This window comes from Microbacterium saperdae (genome assembly GCF_006716345.1).
GTDB classification, from domain to species: Bacteria; Actinomycetota; Actinomycetes; order Actinomycetales; family Microbacteriaceae; genus Microbacterium; species Microbacterium saperdae.
The window spans coordinates 602,358-623,603 of sequence record NZ_VFOX01000002.1 but is presented as its reverse complement, the minus strand read 5'-3'; the positions used below and the strand labels follow the sequence as shown (position 1 = coordinate 623,603).

At 70.1% G+C, this 21,246-nt stretch carries 21 protein-coding genes; 8 read left to right on the top strand and 13 right to left on the bottom strand.

Going from position 1 to position 21,246, the window contains the following annotated elements; all coding sequences use genetic code 11:
* Positions 1 to 9: 9 nt before the first annotated feature.
* On the top strand, positions 10 to 723 hold the full coding sequence (locus tag FB560_RS17600) for a TetR/AcrR family transcriptional regulator (protein WP_141873985.1): 714 nt from the start codon (positions 10 to 12) through the stop codon (positions 721 to 723).
* A 109-nt stretch (positions 724 to 832) separates the two neighbouring features.
* On the opposite strand, the gene FB560_RS17595 is transcribed toward FB560_RS17600, so the two are convergent.
* Both FB560_RS17595 and FB560_RS17590 read right to left on the bottom strand, forming a co-directional pair.
* Positions 833 to 1,921: a M20 family metallopeptidase gene (locus FB560_RS17595; RefSeq protein WP_141873984.1), complete on the bottom strand. Its 1,089-nt coding sequence runs from the start codon at positions 1,919 to 1,921 to the stop codon at positions 833 to 835.
* A complete protein-coding gene (locus tag FB560_RS17590) occupies positions 1,918 to 2,796 on the bottom strand; it encodes an alpha/beta fold hydrolase (protein ID WP_141873983.1) in 879 nt (292 codons plus the stop codon). The genes FB560_RS17595 and FB560_RS17590 overlap by 4 nt, the downstream gene beginning before the upstream one ends.
* Before the next feature lie 246 nt (positions 2,797 to 3,042).
* On the opposite strand from FB560_RS17590, the gene FB560_RS17585 reads away from it, so the two are divergent.
* From FB560_RS17585 to FB560_RS17575, 3 genes are all read left to right on the top strand, one after another.
* Positions 3,043 to 3,903, top strand: coding sequence for a hypothetical protein (locus FB560_RS17585; protein WP_141873982.1), 861 nt, complete (start codon positions 3,043 to 3,045; stop codon positions 3,901 to 3,903).
* Between the two features lie 75 nt (positions 3,904 to 3,978).
* Positions 3,979 to 4,686 (top strand): polyamine aminopropyltransferase, encoded by a 708-nt coding sequence (locus FB560_RS17580; protein ID WP_141873981.1) that lies wholly within the window; start codon positions 3,979 to 3,981, stop codon positions 4,684 to 4,686.
* Entirely contained in the window at positions 4,683 to 5,531 is an 849-nt protein-coding gene (locus FB560_RS17575) for an SMP-30/gluconolactonase/LRE family protein (protein WP_141873980.1), read from the top strand. The genes FB560_RS17580 and FB560_RS17575 overlap by 4 nt, the downstream gene beginning before the upstream one ends.
* 108 nt (positions 5,532 to 5,639) lie before the next feature.
* Here the strand turns inward: FB560_RS17575 and FB560_RS17570 are convergent, their stop codons facing one another.
* Both FB560_RS17570 and FB560_RS17565 read right to left on the bottom strand, forming a co-directional pair.
* A complete protein-coding gene (locus FB560_RS17570) occupies positions 5,640 to 6,497 on the bottom strand; it encodes a fumarylacetoacetate hydrolase family protein (RefSeq protein WP_141873978.1) in 858 nt (285 codons plus the stop codon).
* Positions 6,498 to 6,511: 14 nt separating this feature from the next.
* A complete protein-coding gene (locus tag FB560_RS17565; RefSeq protein WP_141873976.1) occupies positions 6,512 to 7,486 on the bottom strand; it encodes a C-terminal binding protein in 975 nt (324 codons plus the stop codon).
* Positions 7,487 to 7,667: 181 nt separating this feature from the next.
* Between FB560_RS17565 and FB560_RS17560 the strand changes: the two genes are divergently transcribed.
* Positions 7,668 to 8,417 carry an SDR family NAD(P)-dependent oxidoreductase gene (locus FB560_RS17560; protein ID WP_141873974.1) on the top strand — a complete coding sequence of 250 codons (750 nt, stop codon included), beginning with the start codon at positions 7,668 to 7,670 and terminating at the stop codon, positions 8,415 to 8,417.
* Positions 8,410 to 8,754 carry a nuclear transport factor 2 family protein gene (locus FB560_RS17555; RefSeq protein ID WP_141873972.1) on the top strand — a complete coding sequence of 115 codons (345 nt, stop codon included), beginning with the start codon at positions 8,410 to 8,412 and terminating at the stop codon, positions 8,752 to 8,754. The genes FB560_RS17560 and FB560_RS17555 overlap by 8 nt, the downstream gene beginning before the upstream one ends.
* A gap of 151 nt (positions 8,755 to 8,905) precedes the next feature.
* Here the strand turns inward: FB560_RS17555 and dinB are convergent, their stop codons facing one another.
* The gene (gene dinB / locus FB560_RS17550) at positions 8,906 to 10,102 is read right to left on the bottom strand and encodes a DNA polymerase IV (RefSeq protein WP_141873970.1); all 1,197 of its coding nucleotides are present in this window, start codon (positions 10,100 to 10,102) and stop codon (positions 8,906 to 8,908) included.
* Positions 10,103 to 10,204: 102 nt separating this feature from the next.
* Between dinB and FB560_RS17545 the strand changes: the two genes are divergently transcribed.
* Entirely contained in the window at positions 10,205 to 11,035 is an 831-nt protein-coding gene (locus FB560_RS17545) for a zinc-ribbon domain-containing protein (protein WP_141873968.1), read from the top strand.
* Between the two features lie 145 nt (positions 11,036 to 11,180).
* Here the strand turns inward: FB560_RS17545 and FB560_RS17540 are convergent, their stop codons facing one another.
* From FB560_RS17540 to FB560_RS17505, 8 genes are read right to left on the bottom strand one after another with little or no spacing between them, the layout of a single operon-like run.
* Complete coding sequence (locus FB560_RS17540; protein ID WP_141873966.1) at positions 11,181 to 11,975, bottom strand: SDR family NAD(P)-dependent oxidoreductase; 795 nt, start codon at positions 11,973 to 11,975, stop codon at positions 11,181 to 11,183.
* A gap of 1 nt (position 11,976) precedes the next feature.
* Positions 11,977 to 13,053: a mandelate racemase/muconate lactonizing enzyme family protein gene (locus FB560_RS17535; RefSeq protein WP_141873964.1), complete on the bottom strand. Its 1,077-nt coding sequence runs from the start codon at positions 13,051 to 13,053 to the stop codon at positions 11,977 to 11,979.
* Positions 13,050 to 13,811 (bottom strand): SDR family NAD(P)-dependent oxidoreductase, encoded by a 762-nt coding sequence (locus FB560_RS17530; protein WP_141873962.1) that lies wholly within the window; start codon positions 13,809 to 13,811, stop codon positions 13,050 to 13,052. Before FB560_RS17530 ends, FB560_RS17535 begins: the two co-directional genes overlap by 4 nt.
* A gap of 55 nt (positions 13,812 to 13,866) precedes the next feature.
* Complete coding sequence (locus FB560_RS17525; protein WP_141873960.1) at positions 13,867 to 15,246, bottom strand: hypothetical protein; 1,380 nt, start codon at positions 15,244 to 15,246, stop codon at positions 13,867 to 13,869.
* Complete coding sequence (locus tag FB560_RS17520) at positions 15,246 to 17,006, bottom strand: ABC transporter ATP-binding protein (RefSeq protein ID WP_211350006.1); 1,761 nt, start codon at positions 17,004 to 17,006, stop codon at positions 15,246 to 15,248. Before FB560_RS17520 ends, FB560_RS17525 begins: the two co-directional genes overlap by 1 nt.
* Positions 17,003 to 17,851, bottom strand: coding sequence for an ABC transporter permease (locus FB560_RS17515; protein ID WP_211350005.1), 849 nt, complete (start codon positions 17,849 to 17,851; stop codon positions 17,003 to 17,005). The genes FB560_RS17520 and FB560_RS17515 overlap by 4 nt, the downstream gene beginning before the upstream one ends.
* On the bottom strand, positions 17,844 to 18,782 hold the full coding sequence (locus FB560_RS17510; RefSeq protein ID WP_211350004.1) for an ABC transporter permease: 939 nt from the start codon (positions 18,780 to 18,782) through the stop codon (positions 17,844 to 17,846). Before FB560_RS17510 ends, FB560_RS17515 begins: the two co-directional genes overlap by 8 nt.
* A gap of 25 nt (positions 18,783 to 18,807) precedes the next feature.
* Positions 18,808 to 20,346, bottom strand: coding sequence for an ABC transporter substrate-binding protein (locus tag FB560_RS17505; RefSeq protein WP_141873954.1), 1,539 nt, complete (start codon positions 20,344 to 20,346; stop codon positions 18,808 to 18,810).
* A gap of 233 nt (positions 20,347 to 20,579) precedes the next feature.
* Here FB560_RS17505 and FB560_RS17500 point away from each other — a divergent pair, with 233 nt between their 5' ends.
* On the top strand, positions 20,580 to 21,239 hold the full coding sequence (locus FB560_RS17500) for a GntR family transcriptional regulator (RefSeq protein ID WP_229672969.1): 660 nt from the start codon (positions 20,580 to 20,582) through the stop codon (positions 21,237 to 21,239).
* The last annotated feature ends 7 nt before the right edge of the window (positions 21,240 to 21,246 follow it).

Here is a 21,246-nt window from a genome sequence, read left to right as displayed (position 1 = left end):
AGTATCTCGATGGCGACTCGGAAGGCCACGGAATCGGCGAAGGCGCCGGCATCCGCGAAGGGCACCGCACGCCCCCGCCGCGCACGCGACTCGCTCAGCCGCGAGATCATCGTCGCCGCCGCCGACCGCGTCGTGGAGCGCGAGGGGCTCGACCGCCTCACCTTCCAGTCGATCGGCGAAGAGCTCGGCGCCCACCCGACGTCGATCTACCGGCACTTCCGCGACAAGGACGAGCTGCTGCTCGCTCTGATCGACACCCTGCGCGCCCGCTCGTACAGCGGCGGAATGGTGGCGACCGACGACTGGCTCGCCGACCTGCGCACACAGGCGCACCTGATCCACGACCACTACATGCGCTACCCGGAGTTCGCGTTGCAGATGGCGCTGCGCCGCCCGACCGACTTCTCCTCGATGGAGTTCTCGATCGGCGCGCTGCGCCGCGGCGGCTACGGCCCCGAGCAGGCCGCACTCTACGCGCGCGCCCTCGGTCAGCTCATCCGCTCCGCGTCCAGCATCCAGGCGGCACTCACCGCGCTGCCCGCCGACGTGCAGGATGCCGACGAGCTGACCTGGCAGATGGATTACCGGCGGCTCGACCCCGCCGAGTTCCCCGAGATCACCTGGGCCGGCGAGAGCCTCCCCGGTGTACGCGACCCCCGCGCGTGGGAGGCCGCTCTCGACCTGCTGCTGGAGAGCATCGAGCGGCACGCTCCCGGGGCCTGACGCGCGGGCTCCGGCCTGCGGACTCGGGCGGAGATCTCCGCGTCGGGAGGAGCATCTGCGCCCGAGGCTCCTCCCGAACCCGAGAACTCCTCCCGATGCCGGGTACGCCCTATCGCGCGAGCTCGTCGAGCATCCCGGCCAGCAGATCGATGCGCTCGACCATCGACTCCACCGACACCCACTCATGGTCGGCATGTGCGCCGGCGCCGCGCGGGCCGAGGCCGTCGAGCGTGCGCGCGCCGACCGCGGCGGTGAAGTTGCCGTCCGAGGCGCCTCCTGCCGAGACAGCCTCCACCTCGGGATGACCGAGCCGCTCCGACACGAGCCGCGCACAGGTCAGCAGCTCCGCCGAGGAGCTGGCTTCCATCGGCGGACGGTTGATGCCGCCGATGACCTCCACGCTCACGCCCTCGGTGTGCGCCTCGAGCACCTGCATCTCGGCATCCACCCGCTCCAACTCGTCGAGAGTCCAGGCGCGCACATCGATGCGCACCTCGGCGTGCTCGGGGATGACGTTGGTCACGGTGCCCGCGCGCGCCACGGTCGGACTCACGGTCGTGCCGCGTTCGTCATCTGCGAGCGCCGGGAGGGCGAGCACGTGATGGGCGAGCTCGGTGAGGGCGCTGCGCCCCTTCCACGGTTCGAGTCCGGCGTGCGCCGCGCGCCCCGTGAGCTCCAGGCGGTAGATGCTGCCACCGCGCCGGGCGATCTTCAGCGCCCCGTCGAGACTGGGCTCCAGCACCAGCACGGTTCCGGCGCGTGCCGCCTCGCGCTCGATGAGGGTGCGCGAGGTCAGCGACCCCACCTCCTCATCGCTCGTGAGCAGCACGGCGACCTCACCGGGGCGCGCCACTCTGGCGAGGGCTGCGGCCATGATCACGATGCCCGCCTTCATGTCGAAGACGCCGGGTCCGGTCGCGCGGTCGCCATCGAGGCGGAACGGGCGTTCGTCGATCGTGCCCTTCGGGAACACGGTGTCGAGATGACCGAGCAGCAGCACCGATGGCGTCTCACCTCCCGCCCAGAGCAGGTGCGAGACGCCGTCGACGGTCTCGAGCACGCCCTGCGCACCCAGCACGGGGTCGAGCCAGGAGCGCACGAGCTGTTGCGCTGCCGCGAGACCCGCGACGTCGCCGGTCGGGGTCTCGATCGACACCAGCTGGTCGAGGCGCTCGATCGCCTGCTCGCGGGCGCTCATGCGGCCACCGCCGTCGCGCCCAGGAACTCCCGCAGAGCGGTGGCCGTGGCATCCGGCGCCTCTTCCGCCAGATAGTGGTCGGCATCGATCGCACGCCCGGTGACCGAGGGGGCGTACGGGCGCCACGTGGCGAGCACGTCGAAGTGGCGTCCGACGTAGCTGTGCGCGCCCCACAGCGCGAGGACCGGACAGGTGACCGTTCGTCCCGCGGCGCGGTCGGCGCGGTCGTGCTCGAGGTCGACGGTCGCGGCGGCGCGGTAGTCCGCACCGGATGCGTGCACCGTGTCGACGTCGAAGCAACGCAGATACTCGTCGTAGGCGTCGGGCAGACGGTCACCGTCGTGGCGGCGGCCCGTGAAGCGGCTGCGCAGCCAGGTCTTTCGGTCGGCGGTGATCAGCGCCTCGGGCATCCCGTCCGCGCGGGCCAGGAAGAACCAGTGGAAGTACGCGGTGGCCATCGCCCTGTCGACGTTCTCGAACATGTGCAGGGTCGGCACGATGTCGAGCACGGCGAGTGCGGACACGGCATCCGGATGATCCAGCGCCATCCGGTGGCCGACCCGGGCGCCGCGGTCGTGCCCGATGACAGCGAACCGCTCGAAGCCGAGCGTGCGCATCAGCGCCACCTGGTCCCGTGCCATGTCGCGCTTGGCGTAGTGCTCGCCCCGCGGCTTCGCGGAGTCGCCGTAGCCGCGCAGATCCGCCGCCACCACGGTGTGGTCGACCGCGAGCGATTCGGCGACCTCCCGCCACATGGCCTTGGTCTCGGGGTATCCGTGCAGCAGCAGCACGGCGGGGCCCGATCCGCGGACATCCGCCGCGATCTCGATGCCGTCGCAGTCCACCGTCATCGATGCGGGGGATGTGGTCATCATCGTCCAACTCTCGGATACAACGTGCAAGTCAATTGCGTTGACTATATCAATGACCAGCGATTGCGGAAGAGGAGATTCGCCGCCGATGCGGCGGGCGGACGAGCACAGCAGTGGAGATGCCTCGCGCCGCGCCGACAGATCGGCTCCGGACGAGGCGGGGCGGAGGCGATCCGCGAGGTCGTGCAGGCGAGAGCAGGCGCATCACCCCTCGGAACCCGCGGACCTCCGCAGTAGGCTGAGCACATCATGGAACCGTTCTTCGCATGGCTCAGCACCGTGCCCTGGTGGGTCATCTTCCCCATCATGGGCGTGGCCGGCGGTGCCGCGAAGGCGTGGGAGCGCAACTCGAAGCGCCGCCATGAGCGCCGCCTGGAGACCCTCCGCATGAAGGCACAGCTCAAGACCGCCGAGATCGAGGCACGAGCGCTGACCCAGCAGGCGAAGCGGCGCGGACCGACGTTCGTCGACACCACGGCATCCGTCCCGTCCAACGATCTGCTCGTGCGCCTGTTCGCCGAGCACGACGAGATCACGGCACACTGGCTCGACTACGAACTCGATGTGGCGAAGCTGATCGCGTTCCCCGCCATGAGCGACGGCCGCCAGCCGCTGACCGCCGCGTTCCTGCGGGCGAAGAAGAAGGCGGATGCGCTGCGCCCGGCCTCTGCGGAGGCCAAGATCAGCGAGCAGCAGGTCGGCGAGTACCTGCAGGCGGTCGGCGACTACGCCGTGGCGTTCGAGATCGCCGAGAAGGATGCCCGCCGCCTGCGCGACTCGACCTTCACCGAGCCGGAGCGCAAGCGCCTCGAACGTGCGCAGCAGCTGCTGAAGGTCGCTGTCGACGAGTCCGCCACACAGGCTGAGCGCAACGTCGCGTACAAGCGCGTGCGCGAAGAGCTCGACGGCCTGATCCTGCTGAGCGACGATGCCGTCACGGTGCTCGAGAAGCAGGTCGCCCGCGAGATCACCGCGCCTGCCGCTCCCCCGGTGCCCCCGGCATCCGCCGACCCCGCAGCGACCACGACGGAACCCGAGCGGGTCCCACTCCCCCTCCGCAACGAACAGGCTCCCCGCACCGGGCAGGGCTTCCGCGACGGACAGGCCTGAGACACAGGCCCAGGACAGCCGCGGGATCTTCCCGCGCCACCGCCCGCTCAGGGCGAACGATGGAGGCATGCCGCAGTGATCACCCGGTTCGAAGAACTCGACTGGCAGACGACCCCGATCGGCGACCTCACCCTGCGTCGGCGCACCGAGCCCGCCGTCGGGCAGGAGATCTACGAGGTCAAGCTCGGCGACGAGTACCTGATGTCGAGCCTGTTCACGGTGGCCGAGGAGGAACTCTCGCACCTGGGGCTCGCCGCGGTGTCCGGAGACGACCTCTCGGTCCTGGTGGGAGGCCTCGGGCTCGGCTACACCGCCGTCGCCGCGCTGCGCGATGCGCGGGTCAGCTCGCTCACGGTGGTCGATCGGCTCGGCGCGGTGATCGGCTGGCATGAGCGGAAGCTGCTGCCCGTGTCGGCGGAGCTCGTCGACGACCCGCGTACGCGCCTGGTGGAGGACGACTTCTTCGCACTCGTGCGCTCGGCACCAGCCGAGGGGCACCCCGGATACTCGGCCATCCTGCTCGACGTCGATCACTCGCCGCGCCACCAGCTGGATCCGACGCACGCCGACCTCTACGACGCCGCCGGGCTCCGCGCGCTCGACCGGCACCTCGCCACCGGCGGGGTCTTCGCACTGTGGTCGGACGATCCGCCCGACCAGGAATTCATGGTCGAGATGGACGCCGTGTTCGATGACGCCACAGCGCATGTGGTCGACTTCGAGAACGCCGTCACGGGCGGGATGTCGTCGAACACCGTCTACGTCGCGCGCAGTCGCGCATGACTCCGGAGAACGTCACCGGCCCGGTTGCGCACCACGCCGAGGCCCCCGTGTGGTCGACGGCCTGGGGCGGATTGCGCTGGGTGGACGGAGACGCCGGCGACCTGCTGACGCTGCGCGCCGATGGCGTGACCCGGCAGCACATCGACGACGAGTACCTGGCCTTCGCCCGCCCCCGCGCGAACGGCGGCGTGGTGGCCGTCGGTGCGCGGACGCTGTATCTCGCGGATGCGGTCGATGAGGAGTTCCGCGCCGTCTCGACCCTGCTGGACGACCCGCGGGTGCGCATGAACGACGGATGCTGTGATCCGCGCGGCCGCCTGCTCGCCGGCTCCATGGCGTACGACGCGACAGCGGATGCCGGCATCGTGCTGCGCCTCGACACCGATCTCGCCGTGACCACCGTGCTGCCACGGACGACCATCTCCAACGGCATCGGCTTCTCACCGGACGGGCAGCGCGCGTACTACGTCGACACCCTCTCGCACCGCATCGACGTGTTCGACGTGGCCGAGGGCGAGCTGCGGGGACGGCGCGTGTTCGCGCGGATCCCCGACGAGCAGGGGTTGCCGGACGGCCTCGCCGTCGCCGCGGACGGCAGCGTCTGGGTCGCCCTCTGGGGCGGCAGCGCCGTGCACGGCTACGACTCCTCGGGCGCGCTGGTCGCGACCATCGCGCTGCCCGTGCCGCAGGTGAGCGCATGCACCTTCGGCGACGACGACCTGGGCACGCTCTACATCACGACATCCGCGCAAGGGCTGCCCGCAGACCACGGCACCCCGGCCGGATCGGTGTTCTCGGTGCGGCCCGGGGTTCACGGCATCCCCGTCACGCCGTTCGCCGGCTGACTCCACCCGCTCGACGCACCGAACGCGGCGGCGGCCTCTGCCCGAGCCACGGCACACCCAGCGAAGGAGCCGTGACACGGGCACAGGCCGCCGCCCGTCCCGGTTCGGTCAGCCCAGACGCACCCGTTCGGTGCGCTGCTGCTGCCGTCCGAGACCCTCGATCTCGATCGTCATCTCGTCGCCGTCCTGCAGGTACGGGAAGCGCCCGGACAGTGCGACGCCCTGCGGGGTTCCGGTGTTGATCACGTCGCCCGGCTCCAGCACCAGGTACTGGCTGAGCTCGTGCACGATCTGCCGCACCGAGAAGATCATGTCGGCGGTCGAGGAGTCCTGCCGCGGCTCGCCGTTGACGAACGATCGCAGGCGCAGCGCCTGCGGGTCGACCTCGTCGGCCGGGACCAGCACCGGACCGAGCGGGTTGAACGTCTCGGAGCACTTGCCCTTCGACCACTGTCCGCCCGAGACGTCGAGCTGGTACGCACGCTCCGACACGTCGTTCGAGATCGTGTACCCGGCGATCACGTCATCCGCGGCATCCGGCGACGGCAGATACCGGGCGGTCTTGCCGATCACGATCGCCAGCTCCACCTCCCAATCCACCTTCTCGGCGCCGGGAGGCAGCAGCACCACGTCGTCCGGGCCGACGACCGTGTTGGGGTGCTTGAAGAAGATCACCGGATGCTCGGGCGGCTCCGAGCCGGACTCGGCCGCGTGGGCGGCGTAGTTCATGCCGATGCAGATCACGGCGGTGGGCCGCGCGACCGGGGGCCCGACGCGCAGGCCATCGACATCGGCGGGCTGCAGCACCCCGCGCTCCAGCGCGTCACGCACCCGGGCGATGCCGTCGGACGCCAGGAACGCCCCGTCGATGTCGCGGGTCACCGGCGCGAGGTCGTAGACGGTGCCCGCCTCGTCGCGGACGAACGGATGCTCGTCGCCGACGGCTCCGAGTCGCATGAGTTCCATGAGAGATCCTTCAGTCAGCGCGCGGCGGCGTAGGTCGGGTTGACGATCGGCACGGACTCGCCGGCCAGATAGCGGATGATGTTCTGCGCCGCATGAACGGGCAGATCGGCCAGCGCCTCAGGCGAGTACCAGGCCGCGTGGGGAGTGAGCAGCACCTCGTCGAGGTCGCGCAGCGGGGAGTCGGCAGCGAGGGGCTCGCCCGCGAAGACGTCCAGCGCCGCGGCGCCCAGGTGCCCGGTGCGAAGGGAGGCGGCGAGCGCCTCCTCGTCGATGAGCGGACCGCGGCAGGTGTTCACCACCACGGCGCCCTGCTTCATGGTCGCCAAGGCCGCGGCATCGATCAGGTGTTTGGTCGCCTCGGTCAGCGGCACGTGCAGCGTGAGGATGTCGGCCTGCGCCACGGCATCCGGGATCTCGACCGGCTCGCATCCGGCATCGCGGACGGCGTCGGCGGAGGCGTACGGATCGGCGACGAGCACACGGAATCCCAGCGCCCGACATCCGCGGGCGACGATCGATCCGATGCGGCCGAAGCCGAGGACCGAGATGGTCGTGGTCGAGGGTCGCACGGCGAGCGGGCGCGCATCGACCGCCTTCCAGGTGCCGGCGCGGACCGCGCGGTCGTAGGCGGGGAGCCCGCGTGCCTGCGTCATGATCATGGCGACGGTGTGCGCAGCGACCTCCTCGATGCAGTAGCTCGGGGTGTTCGCGACCGCGATGCCGCGGGCCGTCGCCGCCTCCACATCGACCATGTCGTAGCCGATGCCGACGCGGCTGATGATGCGGAGGTTCGGCAGGCGATCCATCACCTCACCGGTGATCTGCGCCCACTGGACGACGAGCCCCTCGGCGTCGGCGTCGAGCACGGCGAGGTCGTCGAGCGAGGGCGACGCGGCGCGCTCGGCGCGCAGTCCAGCCTGCCGCAGGGTGTCTTCGATGACGGTTCCGGGCAGGTCGCAGTCGCTGACGAGGATGTAGGGCTCGGGCATGAGAGCGATGCTATAGCATCTAGCAAAGAGATGTACAGCGCTGGCCGTGCGGGTCACCCGGGGCAAAACCCAGACGAACGGATGCGGCGGGCGGCGCGCCTCTCGTCGACTCGCCGCCCGCGAACGAATGGCCTGCGTTTCGACTCGCACCCACGGACGCAATTTGCTATAGCATCGACGCATGACTGCTCGTCGCGTACTCCTCACGGGAGCCAGCTCCGGTATCGGAACGGCCGCCGCCCTCGAACTCGCCCGCGAGGGCGCTGCCCTCTGGATCACGTACACCGGACGCGAGACGGAAGCCGCCCGCGTCGCCGAGGAATGCCGGGCCGCCGGCGCCGCGGAGGTGCACGTCTCGCGTCTCGACCTGCGCGAACCGGAGTCGACCGCGGCCCTGATCGACGAGATCACCGCGGCCTGGGGCTCCCTGCACGTGCTCATCAACAACGGCGGAGTCTGCCCGTACACCGCGTACGAGGACATCGACCTCGAGGAGTGGGACTTCGTGCTCGAGACGAACGCCCGCGGCACGTTCTTCCTCACGCGCGCGGCGCTTCCCCTGCTGCGCGCCGCGGATGGCGACCGCTCCGTGGTCAACATCGCCTCGATCGCCGGCCAGGTCGGCGCCCTGCAGACCGGCATCCACTACGCGGCCAGCAAGGGGGCTCTGCTCGCGATCACGCGCAGCTTCGCCCGGCACCTCGCGAGCGAGGGCATCCGCGTCAACGCCGTGACCCCCGGACCCGTCGCGAGCGCGATCACCGACCAGCTGCAGGGCGAGCGCCGCGAGAAGCTCGCCGCCTCGATCCCGCTCGGCGCGTTCGGACAGCCCGCCGACGTCGCCTGGATCATCGCCTCGCTCGCCTCCCCGCGTGCGGGCTTCATCACCGGCGCCACCTACGACGTCAACGGCGGTGTGCGCATTGACTGAGCGCAGCGACCGTTCTGCCCTCGACACGGTGCAGGCTCAGCTCGACGCCTTCAACGCGCACGACCTCGACGCCTTCGTCGCGACCTACGCCGCGGATGCCGTGATCACCGGAGTCGCAGCGGAGCCCGTGGTGGGCACGGCCGCGATCCGGGAGTTCTATGAGCCGCGGCTGCAGAACCCCGAACTCTCCTGCGTGATCGAGACGAGCGTGCTGTTCGGCAGCCGGTGGGTCGTGGCGCAGGAGCAGGTCATCAACGCCGGCGTCGCGACCGAGACCATCGCGACCTTCGACGTGGTCGACGGCCTCATCGCGCGCGCCTCCATGCTCAAGGCCTGAGCCGCGGCGGCTTCGCCCGGGTTCCGGGGAAGCTCCCGGAATGAAGGAGATCTCTCGGAATGAGGGAGATCTCCCAGAATGAAGGAGCCCACAGGGCACAACGGCCTTCATACGGAGCTTTCTCCCTCAGAATGTGCGCGTCCGAGGCGCGTCACTCGTGCTCGGGGAGGATCGGCGAGGACCAGCCCTCGTCGCGACCCAGTTGAGCCGCGCGCGCGACCGAAGCCGCACCGTAGCGGTCGCGCAGGGTATCGAGCACGGTGTCGAGGCGCGCCTCGTCGCCCCAGTCGATCGGCAGCTCGGGCTGCACGCTTTCGACGCGGTCGAGGTGCGACAGGGAGATGCCGATCAGGGTGATGCCACGAGCCGTGATCTCGGGCTGCGCGGCGGCGAGCAGGGCTCGGGCCATGGTGAGCAACACGGCCGTGCGATCGGTCGAGGAACGGAGCGAACGGGAGCGGGTGGCCTTCGAGTAGTCACCGAAGCGCAACCGCAGCACGACGGTGCGGCAGACGCGGTCGCCATCGCGGAGGCGTCGAGCGAGCCGGTCGACGATCCGCGTGAGGATGAGGTCGAGCTCCTCGGCAGAGCGGGGACCGATGCCGAGGGCACGCTGCGACCCGATCGATCCACGGCGCCGGGTGGTGTCGACCGGCCGCGGATCCCGCAGCCGGGCCAGGGCGTGCACGTGAGCGCCCGTCGCCTTGCCCAGCATCCGCTCGGCGGTCGCGGCCTCCAACTCGGCGAGCTCGCCGACCGTGCGGATGCCGTAGCGGTGCAGCTTCTCGGCCGTCACCGCCCCCACGCCCCACAGCCGCTCCACCGGAAGCGGGAGCAGGAATTCCTCCTCGCGCGCCGGCTCCACGACCAGCAGGCCATCCGGCTTGCTCACGGCGCTGGCGACCTTCGCGAGGAATTTTGTGCGCGCGACTCCCACCGAGATGGCGAGCCCCACTTCCGTCCGCACGCGCTCGCGCAGCCGCGCGGCGATCTGCTCGGGGGACCCGGCGATCCGTCGGAGGCCCCCGACCTCGAGGAACGCCTCGTCGATCGAAAGACCCTCGACGAGCGGGGTGGTGTCGCGGAAGATGGCGAACACGTCTTTGCTGGCGGCGGAGTACGCGTCCATGCGCGGCGGCACGACGACGGCATCGGGGCAGAGCTCCCGCGCCTGCCGACCGCCCATGGCGGTGCGCACCCCGCGCGCCTTCGCCTCGTAGCTCGCCGCCAGCACGACTCCACCACCCACGATGACGGGTCGACCGCGCAGCGCCGGCGCATCCCGCTGCTCCACCGACGCGTAGAACGCATCGAGGTCGGCGTGCAGCACCGTCGCTTCCCCGCGCATCCCGTCCTCCCGTCGACACGCGGATCGTCGCACGGACCGGGGACACCGGCCCGGCATCGACGGTCGAGAACCGGTGTCCGTGACGGCAGGTATGGTCGGCGCGTGCCGGAACCGGTGAAGCAATGGTGGGCGCGACGGCAGTTCTCCCGCGGTCGCGCGGTTCCGTATGACGTGGGCACCTACCGCTCCGGTTGGGCGGCGTATCCGGAGCTGATCCGGCAGTACCATCCGGAGCTGAACCACGGCATCGTCCTGTCGCAGGTCCCTCTCGCCGCCGACGTGCTCCTGTGCTGGGAGTGCACGGCCGGCCATCGGTTCGCCGCCACTCCGACGGAGCAGCGCGAGCGTCCGGGACAGGTGCGGCGCCGCTCCGCGTGGTGCCCTGAATGCTCCGCGCTCGCCCGCCCGCAGCCGGTCGTCCTCGGGGAGGCGCGCCCGCTTCCGCGCACGCCCCGTCGCCCGGCGCCGGCACTCTGCACGAAGACCCCGGACGTCCCGGCAGGGACCGCGTTCGTGAGCGAATGCGCCCCGCGTCCCGCTTCCGCGGCGGAGGGCCGCCTTCGCTCCGGCCTCGTGGCCCTCATCGAGTTCGATGCATCCGTGAACGCCGTGAAGGTCTCGAGACCGTTCTTCCGTCACACCGAGGTGTGGCCCGACATCGTGTTGCCGGAACTGCGCATCGCGCTCGAGTACGACACCGTCGGGCGGCACGGCCTCGAGCACGTCGGGAAGCGGCAGGACGCGGATCTGCGCAAGGACCGCGCCCTCCGCGCCGCGGGGTGGGAGGTCATCCGGATCCGTACCGGGAAGCTCGAGCCGCTGGGTCCGCATGACCTGGCGCTGTCCTCGGTGGGCACGAAGAGCATCGCCCGCATCATCGACGAGTTGCGGGTCATCCGGGGTGCGCTGCTCGTCGACGCGTATCTGCGGTGAACCGGATTCCCCGGTCTCGCATCGCGCGCCGCCCTCCCCTCCGGACGTGACCTCGTGCCCTGAAGGAGATCTCGCGGAATGAAGGACCCCGCCGGACAGAACGGCCTTCATCCGGAGATTTCTCCTTCAGGACGCGCGAGCCGGATCAGCCCCGGTCGAACCTCGCGCGCAGCGCCGGGTCGACCGCGACGCCCCCGAAGGATGCCGTCCACGCGCCGTCGACCGCGATCGACTGCCCGGTCAGATACGGCGCCTGGTCGGAGAGCAGGAACGAGGTGACCGCGGCGACCTCTTCGGCGCGGGCGATGCGCCCCATCGGAGGCCCTTCGGTGAGCGCGCGCTCCGCGGCCACCGGGTCGGCCGATGCGGCGATCTGCGCCTCCAGGTGCGGCGTGCGCACGCCGCCGGGAGCGACCGTGTTGGCGCGGATGCCGAGCCCGCCGTACGTCACGGCCAGGCTGCGGGTGAGCGCGTCGATGCCACCCTTCGTGAACTCGTAGGCGGCGTGATCGATCGAGCTGGCGCGGCCGTGGATCGAGCCGATGTTCACGATCGCCCCGGCGATGCCCTGGTCGAGGAACGCCGTCACGGCGGCCGAGCATCCCCAGAGGTAGCCGAAGCCGTTGATCCCGACGAGCTCGCGCACGAGGTCTTCGTCGAGCTCGTGCAGCGGCGTCCGCTTCGTGATGCCGGCGTTGTTGACCCAGCCGGCGAGTGGCGCACGCGCCTGCGCCGCCTCGGCGGCCCGCTGGTGCGCGGCCCTGTCGGCCGAGTCGCCGAGCACGACCTCGGCCACGATGCCGTCCTCGACGGTTCCGGAGCCGGTCGAGCGCTCGAGCCCGACGACGATCCAGCCGTCGCCGGTCAGCCGTTCGGCGACCGCACGGCCGATGCCCTTGCCGCTGCCGGTCACCACGACGCTGCGTGCGGAGTCTGTCATCTCAGTCCCTCTCGAAGTCGAAGACGGTGGGGTCGAGCGTGAAGCCGAGACCGGCGGCATCCGTCGGCCGGACACGACCGTCGTACGTCGGACCGCCGACGATGAACGACGGGGCGGGATCGTAGGGATTCACACCCCGGGCGAAGGTCTCGACCCCGATGCCGAGGTGTGCGGTGACCTCAGAGTAGACGTGACCGGACACCGGGACGCCACGGTCGGCCGCCCATGCGATCAGTTCGCGGGCCGGCGTGACGCCGCCGATCGCGACGACGTCGAGGCGCAGCACATCCACGGCGTCCTGCTCGACGAGGGCACGAAGCACGGCCGGGTCGGTGACCTCGTCGCCGACCGAGACCGCGAGCCCGGACTCCCGACGGATGCGCGCGCACCCCGCCGCGTCTTCGGGGAGCAACGGATCTTCGAGCCACGCCAGCCGCGGGTCGCCCCACTGCGCGATCTCGGCGAGTGCGGTGTCGGCATCCGGCCATCCGAAACCGACGTCGACCACGAGCCCGGTGCTCGCCGGGAGCTCGGTGTTCAGCAGCGCGATCAGCTCGCGCATGTACGCGGGATCCGCCGCCCGCGAGATCTTCACCTGCGACCAGCCGCCCGCCTGGGCGAGCACCTCATCCGCGACCTCGCGCGGGGGGCGACTCGGCGAGGGGTAGGCGGCGACGAGCATCGAGTCCCGCGGCGCATCGCCCGTGCCGAGCAGCTGCCACAGCGGCACACCCGCACGGCGGGTGGCGATGTCCCACAGCGCGATGTCGACCAGACCGATCGCCCGTCGCACCAGGCCGACGCGTCCGACGATCGCGCTGCCGCGCAGCATCCGCTCCCAGGTCGTGGTCGGATCGTCGGCATCCGCGCCGAGGGCATGCGCGGCGACCAGGCGTTCGACGATCTCGGCCATCGGCGCCTCGCGCGAGAGGCAGTACGCGACGCCGGTCGTGCCGTCGGCATCGGATGCCTGCACGGCGCTGTACTCGCGGCGCGTGACGGTCATGGCCCCGAGCTGCAGCGGCGCGGGCAGCGGGAGCACGGCGGTGGCCGTGCGGATGCGGGTGATCTCGGTCATTCGGGCTTCTTCGCGAGAGGGATGCCGTAGTCGACCATGAATCCGCCGTCGACGTAGAGCGTCTGGCCGTTCATGTAGCGGGACTGGTCGGACACCAGGAAGCTGACGGCCGCGGCGATCTCGCTCGCGTCGCCCAGGCGCTGCGCGGGGATGCGCGACAGGATCGTGTCGAGGCTCAGCGTGCCCTGCTCGACGCCCTGACGGAAGACGCCGGTGTCGATGTAGCCGGGGGCGACGGCGTTGACCCGGACGCCCCGCGACGCCCATTCGGCGCCGGCCGTGGAGGTCAGACCGATCACGGCGGCCTTGGTCGTGGAGTACGGGGCGCGCCCCGCTGAACCTCGTGCCGAGATCGAGGAGATGTTCACGATGCGACCCTCGCCGCGCTCCAGCATCCGCTTGCCCGCGGCCTGCAGCGCGGAGAAGACTCCGTGCAGGTTCACGTCGACCACGGCCGACCATTCGTCCCAGCTCAGGTCCTCGATGCCGCGGTGCCGCTGGATGCCGGCGTTGTTGACGAGCACCTCGATCGGTCCGAGCTCGGCCTCGATCTCTCCGAAGACCCGGTCGACGCCGGCGTGGTCGGTGACGTCGAGCTCGCGCCACAGGATGCCGGCCGGGTTGTCGCCCGCCGTGAGTCCGGGCACACGGTCGGCGGCGACCACGAGGTAGCCGTCGGCGGCGAGGCGCTGGCCGATCTGCCAGCCGATGCCGGCGGAGCCTCCGGTGATGATGGCGACGGGTGCCTGAGCGGTCATGAGTCTCCTGGATGGGTGCGAAGATTTGCTATAGCAAGCTTAGTGGTCGAGGCGCTTATCGGTCGAGCACATCCGCGATCGCGGCAGCCGCGTGCTTCACGAGCAGCTCCAGCGCACCGGGTGCGAGCGGCGTCTGCCAGGCCTGATACGCCCCCCGGTCATAGGCGTCGCGCGTCGGCAAGTACACGAAACCCGGCCCGTTCGTGAGGTTCATCACGACGATCGGGGTTTCGGGGAACCGGTCTCGCAGCGTCGTCTGCAGCAGTGAGTACGCCTCGCCGGGGTGCCCGACGATGATCGCGTCGCCCAGCCGCCACACCCAGACCGGATGCTGCACGGTCGGACCCTCGATGTACCCGTCGCGCAGGTTGCGGGCCCGCCCCAGCCGCTCCTCGCGCGAGCGGGGGTCGATGTCCTTCCACTCCTCCGCGAGCTCGTCCATCGTGGGCAGATCGCGCAGCGGCAGCTCGACGCTCGACAACGACACCGCGGCCCCCTCGCCGCCGTCGACCGATCGCCCCGCCCAGATCGCCAGCGGGGCACCCGACTCCACGACGCCCTCGAGCGTCAGCTCGTCACCGGGCGCCGGCAGCGCGTCGAGGGCCGCGAGCACCGCGTGCCCGAGGGAGCGTCCGTGGCGATCCGCGACCCCGACATCACCCGTGTACTGCTCGCGGGGTGCGAGCTCGCCCGATGCACCTTGCACGAACAGGCACGGCGCTGCGGTCGCCGACTCGACGATCTCGCGCATCGCCCCGACGTAGTCCGGCGAGACCTCGCGGTTCTGCCAGGCGAGCGTCGTGGGGTGGCACGCGTAGTTCACGAGCGTGGCGCGCACGACGCCATCGACACTGATGCGGCCGATCGTCACGGTGTCATCCGCCGTGCCCCAAGGGTTGTAGCCGACCAGCGCGCGACCGTCGACGTCGAGTTCACGGTCGGCCGCCAGCGTGCAGCGACCACTCGTCCACTCGATCAGCCCATCGCGCGCGGTGTCGAGCGCCTCGCGCCCGGCCGCGATCCCGGCGACGGCGAGCGCCTCGAGATATCCGGGGATGAGCTCCCCTCCCGGCAGGTGCGCGTCGGCCGCGCACAGCACGGCACCGGCGTGGGTGTGCGAGAGCGAGAGCATCAGCTGGTCGGGCTCGAGCCCGAGACCCGCGAGGATCGCCCCGCGCACCCCCTGCTCATCGGCGACGCGGCGCCACCAGGTGCCGTCGACCGCGAGCAGCACCCGCGGGCGATCGTCGGAGGAGGTCAACGCGAGGGCGGTCAGCTCGAACGGGCGATGCGCCCCCTCAGAGCGCTCCCAATCGGCCGGACCCCAGTTCTTGGCACGGATGCCGAGAGGCGGAGTGATGTCTCGCCGTGCGATGCCGATGCGCGCGCGGGTGCGCGGGATGCGGATGCGGTCGCCGATCGCGGTGGATGTCATCAGGCGCCCCTTCCCGCGGCGGATGCAGCCGGGATCACGCCCGTGCCCACTCCCTGAGCGTGCCACAGCGCTGCCGCATCGGCACGCCGTCGACGCTCGCGCACGGGGTCGGCCACGGGGATCGCGGCCATCAACCCGCGCGTGTACTCGTGCTGCGGATTCGCGAACAGAGCGTCGCGGGCGCCGATCTCGACGATGCGCCCGTGCTGCATCACCGCGACCGTCGACGACATGTATCGGATGACGGCGAGGTCATGGCTGATGAAGAGGTACGTCAGACCCAACTCCGCCTGCAGCTCGCGCAGCAGATTGAGCACCTGCGCCTGGATCGACACGTCGAGAGCTGAGACCGACTCGTCGAGCACCAGGAACTCCGGCTCGAGCACGAGCGAGCGCGCGATCGACACGCGCTGGCACTGCCCACCCGACATCGATCGGGGCAGCCGGTGCGTGAACTCCTCGTCCAGCCGCACCCGGTGCATCGCCTCACGCACCTTGTCGGCGCGCGTGGCGCGGGTGCCGATGCCGTGCGCGAGCAGCGGCGCCTCGATGATCTGCGCCACCGTCTGCCGCCGGTTCAGCGCCGAGAACGGGTCCTGGAACACCATCTGCATCCGCCGCCGCAGCTGCCGCAGGTCCTCGCCTCGCATCTCGTGCGGGCGGTGACCGTCGAAGACCACCGCTCCCGCGTCGATCCCCCCGAGGGCGAGCACCGCCTTCGAGACGGTCGACTTGCCCGACCCCGACTCGCCCACGAGCCCGACGGTCTCGCCGCGGCGGATCTGGAACGACACGTCGTCGACCGCCGTGACCCGTCGCCCGGAGCCGAGCGTGAACACCTTCGACAGGCCCTCCACGTCGACGAGCACGTCGCCGCTCTCGCGCGCCTGGTCGATCGCGCTGATCGACCCCGCCTCGGTCACCGCTTCGGTACCGCTCTCGAGCACTTCGGCGGCGGTGCGGATCGGCTGGTGCACGTCGATCGTGAGATCGACCACCGCCCCCAGCAGCGCCTTCGTGTACGGATGCTCCGGCGCGGCGTAGAGCGTGTCGACGGGCGCCTCTTCGATCACACGTCCATGGCGCATCACGTGGATGCGCTCGCAGAAGCCGGCCGCCACGCCCAGATCGTGCGTGATCAGGATCACGGCGGTGCCGTGCTCGTCCGCCAGCTTGTCGAGCAGGTCGATGATGCGCGACTGGGTCGTGACGTCCAACGCCGTGGTCGGTTCATCCGCGATCAGCACCGCAGGGCGCGACGACATCGCCATCGCGATCATCACGCGCTGCCGCATGCCACCGGAGAACTCGTGGGGGTACTGCGCCAGGCGCTCCTCTGGCAGCGGCACGCCGACCTCTGTGAGCAGTTCGACCGCCCTTGCCCGTGCCGCCTCCTTCGAGACCCGGTCGTGCAGACGGATCGCCTCGACGAGCTGGTGCCCGATCGTGCGCACCGGATTGAGCGACGACATCGGGTCCTGATAGACCATCGCGATCTCGCCGCCGCGCACGCGCGTCATCTCTCGCTTGGTGAGGGTGAGCAGCTCCCGATCGCGCAGACGGATGCTGCCGCCGAGCGTCGCGCCGTCGTTGAGCCGCATGATCGACAGCGCCGTGAGCGACTTGCCCGACCCGGACTCGCCGACCAGGCCGATCCGCTCCCCCGGGCGCACGGAGAAGCTGATGCCCTTGACCGGCATCGCGTCGCCGTAGGAGACGGTGAGGTCCTGCACCTGCAGGACGGGCGAGACATCGGTCATCGTCCCTTCCCCTTCCGATCGCCGCCGAACTGGTCGGCGAGCACGTTGAGCAGCCAGATGGTCACGAAGATGAAGAGCGCGGGGAAGAGCACGTACCCGATCGACTGGTACATCTTCTGGTAGCCCTGCTGAACGAGCGTTCCCCAGGTCGCCTCCGGCGGAGCGATGCCCAGACCGACGAAGCTCATCGAGGCCTCGAGCAGGATCGCGTTGGCGGCGTTGATGGCGGCCTGCACCACGATCGGTCCTCGCGCGTTCGGGAGCACTTCTGCGAACAGCAGTCGGCTGCGCTTCGATCCGAAGGCGATCGCCGCCGTGAAGTAGTCCTCCTGCAGCTCACTGAGCACTGAGGATCGCACCAGTCGCGCGGTCGTCGGGGTGAGCAGGATGCCGATGATCACGGCCAGCTTGACCGGATCTGCACCGAACGCCGAGATGAACACGAGCGCGAACAGGATCTGCGGGATCGCCATGACCGTGTCCGCGAGCCGCATCAGGATCTCGTCCCAGAGACCGCGGGCGAACGCCGCGGTCATGCCCCACGCGATGCCGAGCACCATCGCGACCAGCGTGGCTCCTCCCGCGATGAAGATCGTCAGCTGCCCGCCGTAGAGCACGCGGCTGAACAGATCGCGCCCGAGCTCATCCGTGCCGAACAGATGCACTGCCGAGGGACCGGCGAAGCGGTCGGATGACTGGGCGGACGGATCGAACGGCGCGATGATCGGCGCAAGCACGCACGCCAGCACGATGAGCGCCAGCAGAGCCAGCGGGATCCAGGAGGCGAGTGCGAGCCGGCGGCGCGGCCGCGTCGACCGCAGCGCGAGAGTGAGGGTGTCAGCCACGGCTGCTCCTTGCACGAAGACGCGGGTCGAGCACTCCGTAGAGGAGGTCGACGATGAGCGTGGTGAGGATGAACATCGCCGAGATCAGCAGCACCACCGACTGCAGCACCGCGTAGTCGCGCTTGAACACGGCGTCGATCGCGAGCGACCCCAGCCCGGGTACTCCGAACACGTACTCGACGATCACGACACCGCCGAGCGTGTAGCCGACGATGAGGCCGAGCATGGTGAGTCCGGGGATCAGCGCGTTGCGCAGCGCGTGACCGAGCACGACGCCGCTCGCGGACTGTCCCTTGCCTTTCGCCGTGCGGATGTACGAGGCATCGAGCACCTCGACCATGGATGCACGCAGGAAGCGCATGAGGAGCGGCGCCGCGGCGAAGGCGAGTGTCAGGGCCGGCAGGATCATGCGCACGAGGTTGTCGCCCGGGTCCTCGCTGAACGGCGTGTAGCCGCGCGCGGGCAGCACCTTGAGCTGCACCGCGAACACCACGATCAGCACGATGCCGATCAGGAACTGCGGCAGCGCCATGCCCGCGGTCGAGATCGCCGTGAGGATGCGGTCGACGACACCGAGCGGACGCAACGACGCGATCACCGCGGCGGGGGTCGCGATCAGCACCGCGAGCAGGATGCCGATGAGGGTGAGCTCGATCGTGGCGGGGAACCGCTGCGCGATGAGTTCGGACACCGAGTACTGATTGAAGTACGACTGGCCGAAGTCACCCGTGAAGACTCCGCCGATCCAGCGCAGGTACTGCTCGATGATCGGGGCATCGAGACCGGCCTCCTCGCGGAGGCGCTGCAGCATCTCGGCGTCGACGCCCGGTGTCGAACCGAGTCGGGTGATGACGGGGTCGCCCGGCAGCAGCCGGAGCACCACGAAGACGAGGAGCGAGGTGGCGATCAGCATCGCGATGCTGATCGCCACCCGCCGAAGGATGGACAGGGCCACGTCAGCCCTTCAGTTGCGCGTTCTCGAGGTGCAGCTGTCCGCCGCCCTCGACCCACACGCCGTCGACCTTGGTGCTGGTCGCCGTGACCACGGTGGACTGCAGCGGCACGATCAGCGGGACCTGCTCGTTGATGATGGTCTGCACGGTGCCCCACTTCTCGGCGCGGGCGGTCTCGTCAGGCTCGGCGACGGCATCCGCGAACGCCTGCTGGAAGTCGGGATCGACCCAGTTGCATTCGCATCGACCCTCGAGGTAGAAGTTCAGCGAGTACGCGGGCTCGGGCGGCGTGGACTGGAAGTTCGGCACGATGTAGCCGGGGAAGCTCTTACCTGCCGGGTAGAACGAGTCGACCCAGGTGCCGATGTCGTTGTTGTCGATCTTCAGCGTGATGCCGATCTCCTTCAGGCTCGCCTGGAGGATCTCACCACTCGTGTTCCACTCCGGGTACTGGCCGGCGATGCCCCACCAGGTGAGCGTGCTGCCCTCGGTGACGCCCGCCTCGGCGAACAGCTCCTTGGCCTTGTCGAGGTCGTAGGAGTAGTCGGTCAGGTCGCCGCCGAACCAGGGGTTGACCTCGCCGAGCGCGTTGTTCGTGGGCGAGACGGTGCCCTGCCCGTAGTACGCGGCCTCGAGGATGGCCTCCCGGTCGGTCGCGTAGGCGAGAGCCTGCCGCGCACGGACGTCGTCGAACGGGGCCGACTGGGTGTCGACCTCCCACGAGGGCCACTGACTGGGGTTGTCGGGGGTCACGAGCGCGATGTCGCCGCCACCTTCGAGCCCGGCGACGTCGCCCTGCGGCACCGACCACAGCACGTCGAGGTCGCCGGAGCGCAGACCGGTGACGGCAGCCGTGGACTCGGCCGCCTTGACGATCGTGATCTCGTCGAGCGCCGGCGCTTCGCCGAAGTACTCGGTGTTGGGCACCAGCGTCAGGCTGTCATCCGGGGTGAACTTGTCGACGACGTACGGGCCGGTGCCGATCGGCTCCTTGTCGATGGTGTCGAGCGCGTCGACATCCAGCATCTTCACCCAGACGATGCCGGCCGCGAACGTGGCGATCGGTTCCGAGAGGGTGATCACGACGGTCTTCTCATCGGATGCCGTGACATCAGTGACCATCGAGATCTTGTTCTTCTCCTGGGTCGCGGTCTCGGGGTCGAGGTAGTACTCGAAGGACGCCACCGCGTCGTCCGCCGTGAACGGGTCGCCGTTCGAGAACGTGACGCCGTCGCGCAGGGTGAAGGTCCAGGTCTTCTGATCGTCGGACACCTCCCACTTCTCGGCGAGGTCACCGACGATCTCGCCGGATTCGTCGGTCTTGGTCAGGCCGTTCCACAGCAGCGGGAACAGCACCTCCTCCCAGGCGAAGGTGCGGATCGCTGGATTGAGCTGGGGGATGCCCTGCGCGGCGGCGACGGTCAGGGTTCCGCCCTCCTGCGCCTGGCCGTCGGGGGTCGAGGGCGAGCTGCTGCAGCCGGCAGTCATGAGGGCGACGGTGAGCAACGCTGCTCCGCCCAGCCAGGAACGGCGACGAGACATGGTGCCTCCAAGGGGTAGATGGTGCTTCGGGTTGTGAAGGGTTTCGCTATAGCATGTAGCAAAACCCGATCCTCGTCTAGTGCGAATCGGGCGGATGCGGTTACGTTCTCGTTACGCTCCGCGGACGGGTCATCCCGCCAACGCCCCAAATCTGCCATAGCATCGGTCGATGCAGGAACATGCCCGGGAACCCCTCGGTTCACGGCACAGACAGGAGAGTCACCGTGCGGAGCGTGTCAGACCAGAACATCGCCGAACAGGTCGCTGACGAGCTGCGCTCGGCCATCCACTCCGGTGAACTCGCGCCGGGGGAGCGCTTGGTGGAGCGCAAGCTCGCCGACCGGCTCGGTGTCAGCCACATCCCGGTGCGCGAAGCCCTGACCCGCCTTGCCGAGGAGCGCCTGATCACGCGCGAACCGCGCCGCGGCGCCCGCGTCGCGCAGCTCAGCGCCCAGGACCTCGAGGAGATCTCCAGCCTGCGGATCGTGTTGGAGCAGTTCATGGCAATCCGGGTGCAAGAGCGCTGGGACGAGGAGTCGGCCGCGCGCCTGACCGCGATCGTCGCAGCGATGGACGCGGCCGCCCCCGGCGACATCGCCGAGGTGCTGCGCCAGGACCGGCTGTTCCACGAAGCCCTGGCCGACCTCGCCGAACACCGCTTCCTCGACGAACTGAGCGCACAGCTGCGGGGGCGGATCGCCGGATTCCTGCACGCCGCGAACGCCGCCCTCGGCCCGGACGAGCAGGAGGAGCACGTGCGCAGCCACCGGGTGATCGTGGATGCCATCGCGAGCGGCGACCCCGACCGTGCCCGCGACGTCATCGCCGAGCACGTCACCCGGGCGGTCGAGCGCATCACGCCCTCGGCATCCGCACCCACCCCCGAGGCCTGACCACGCC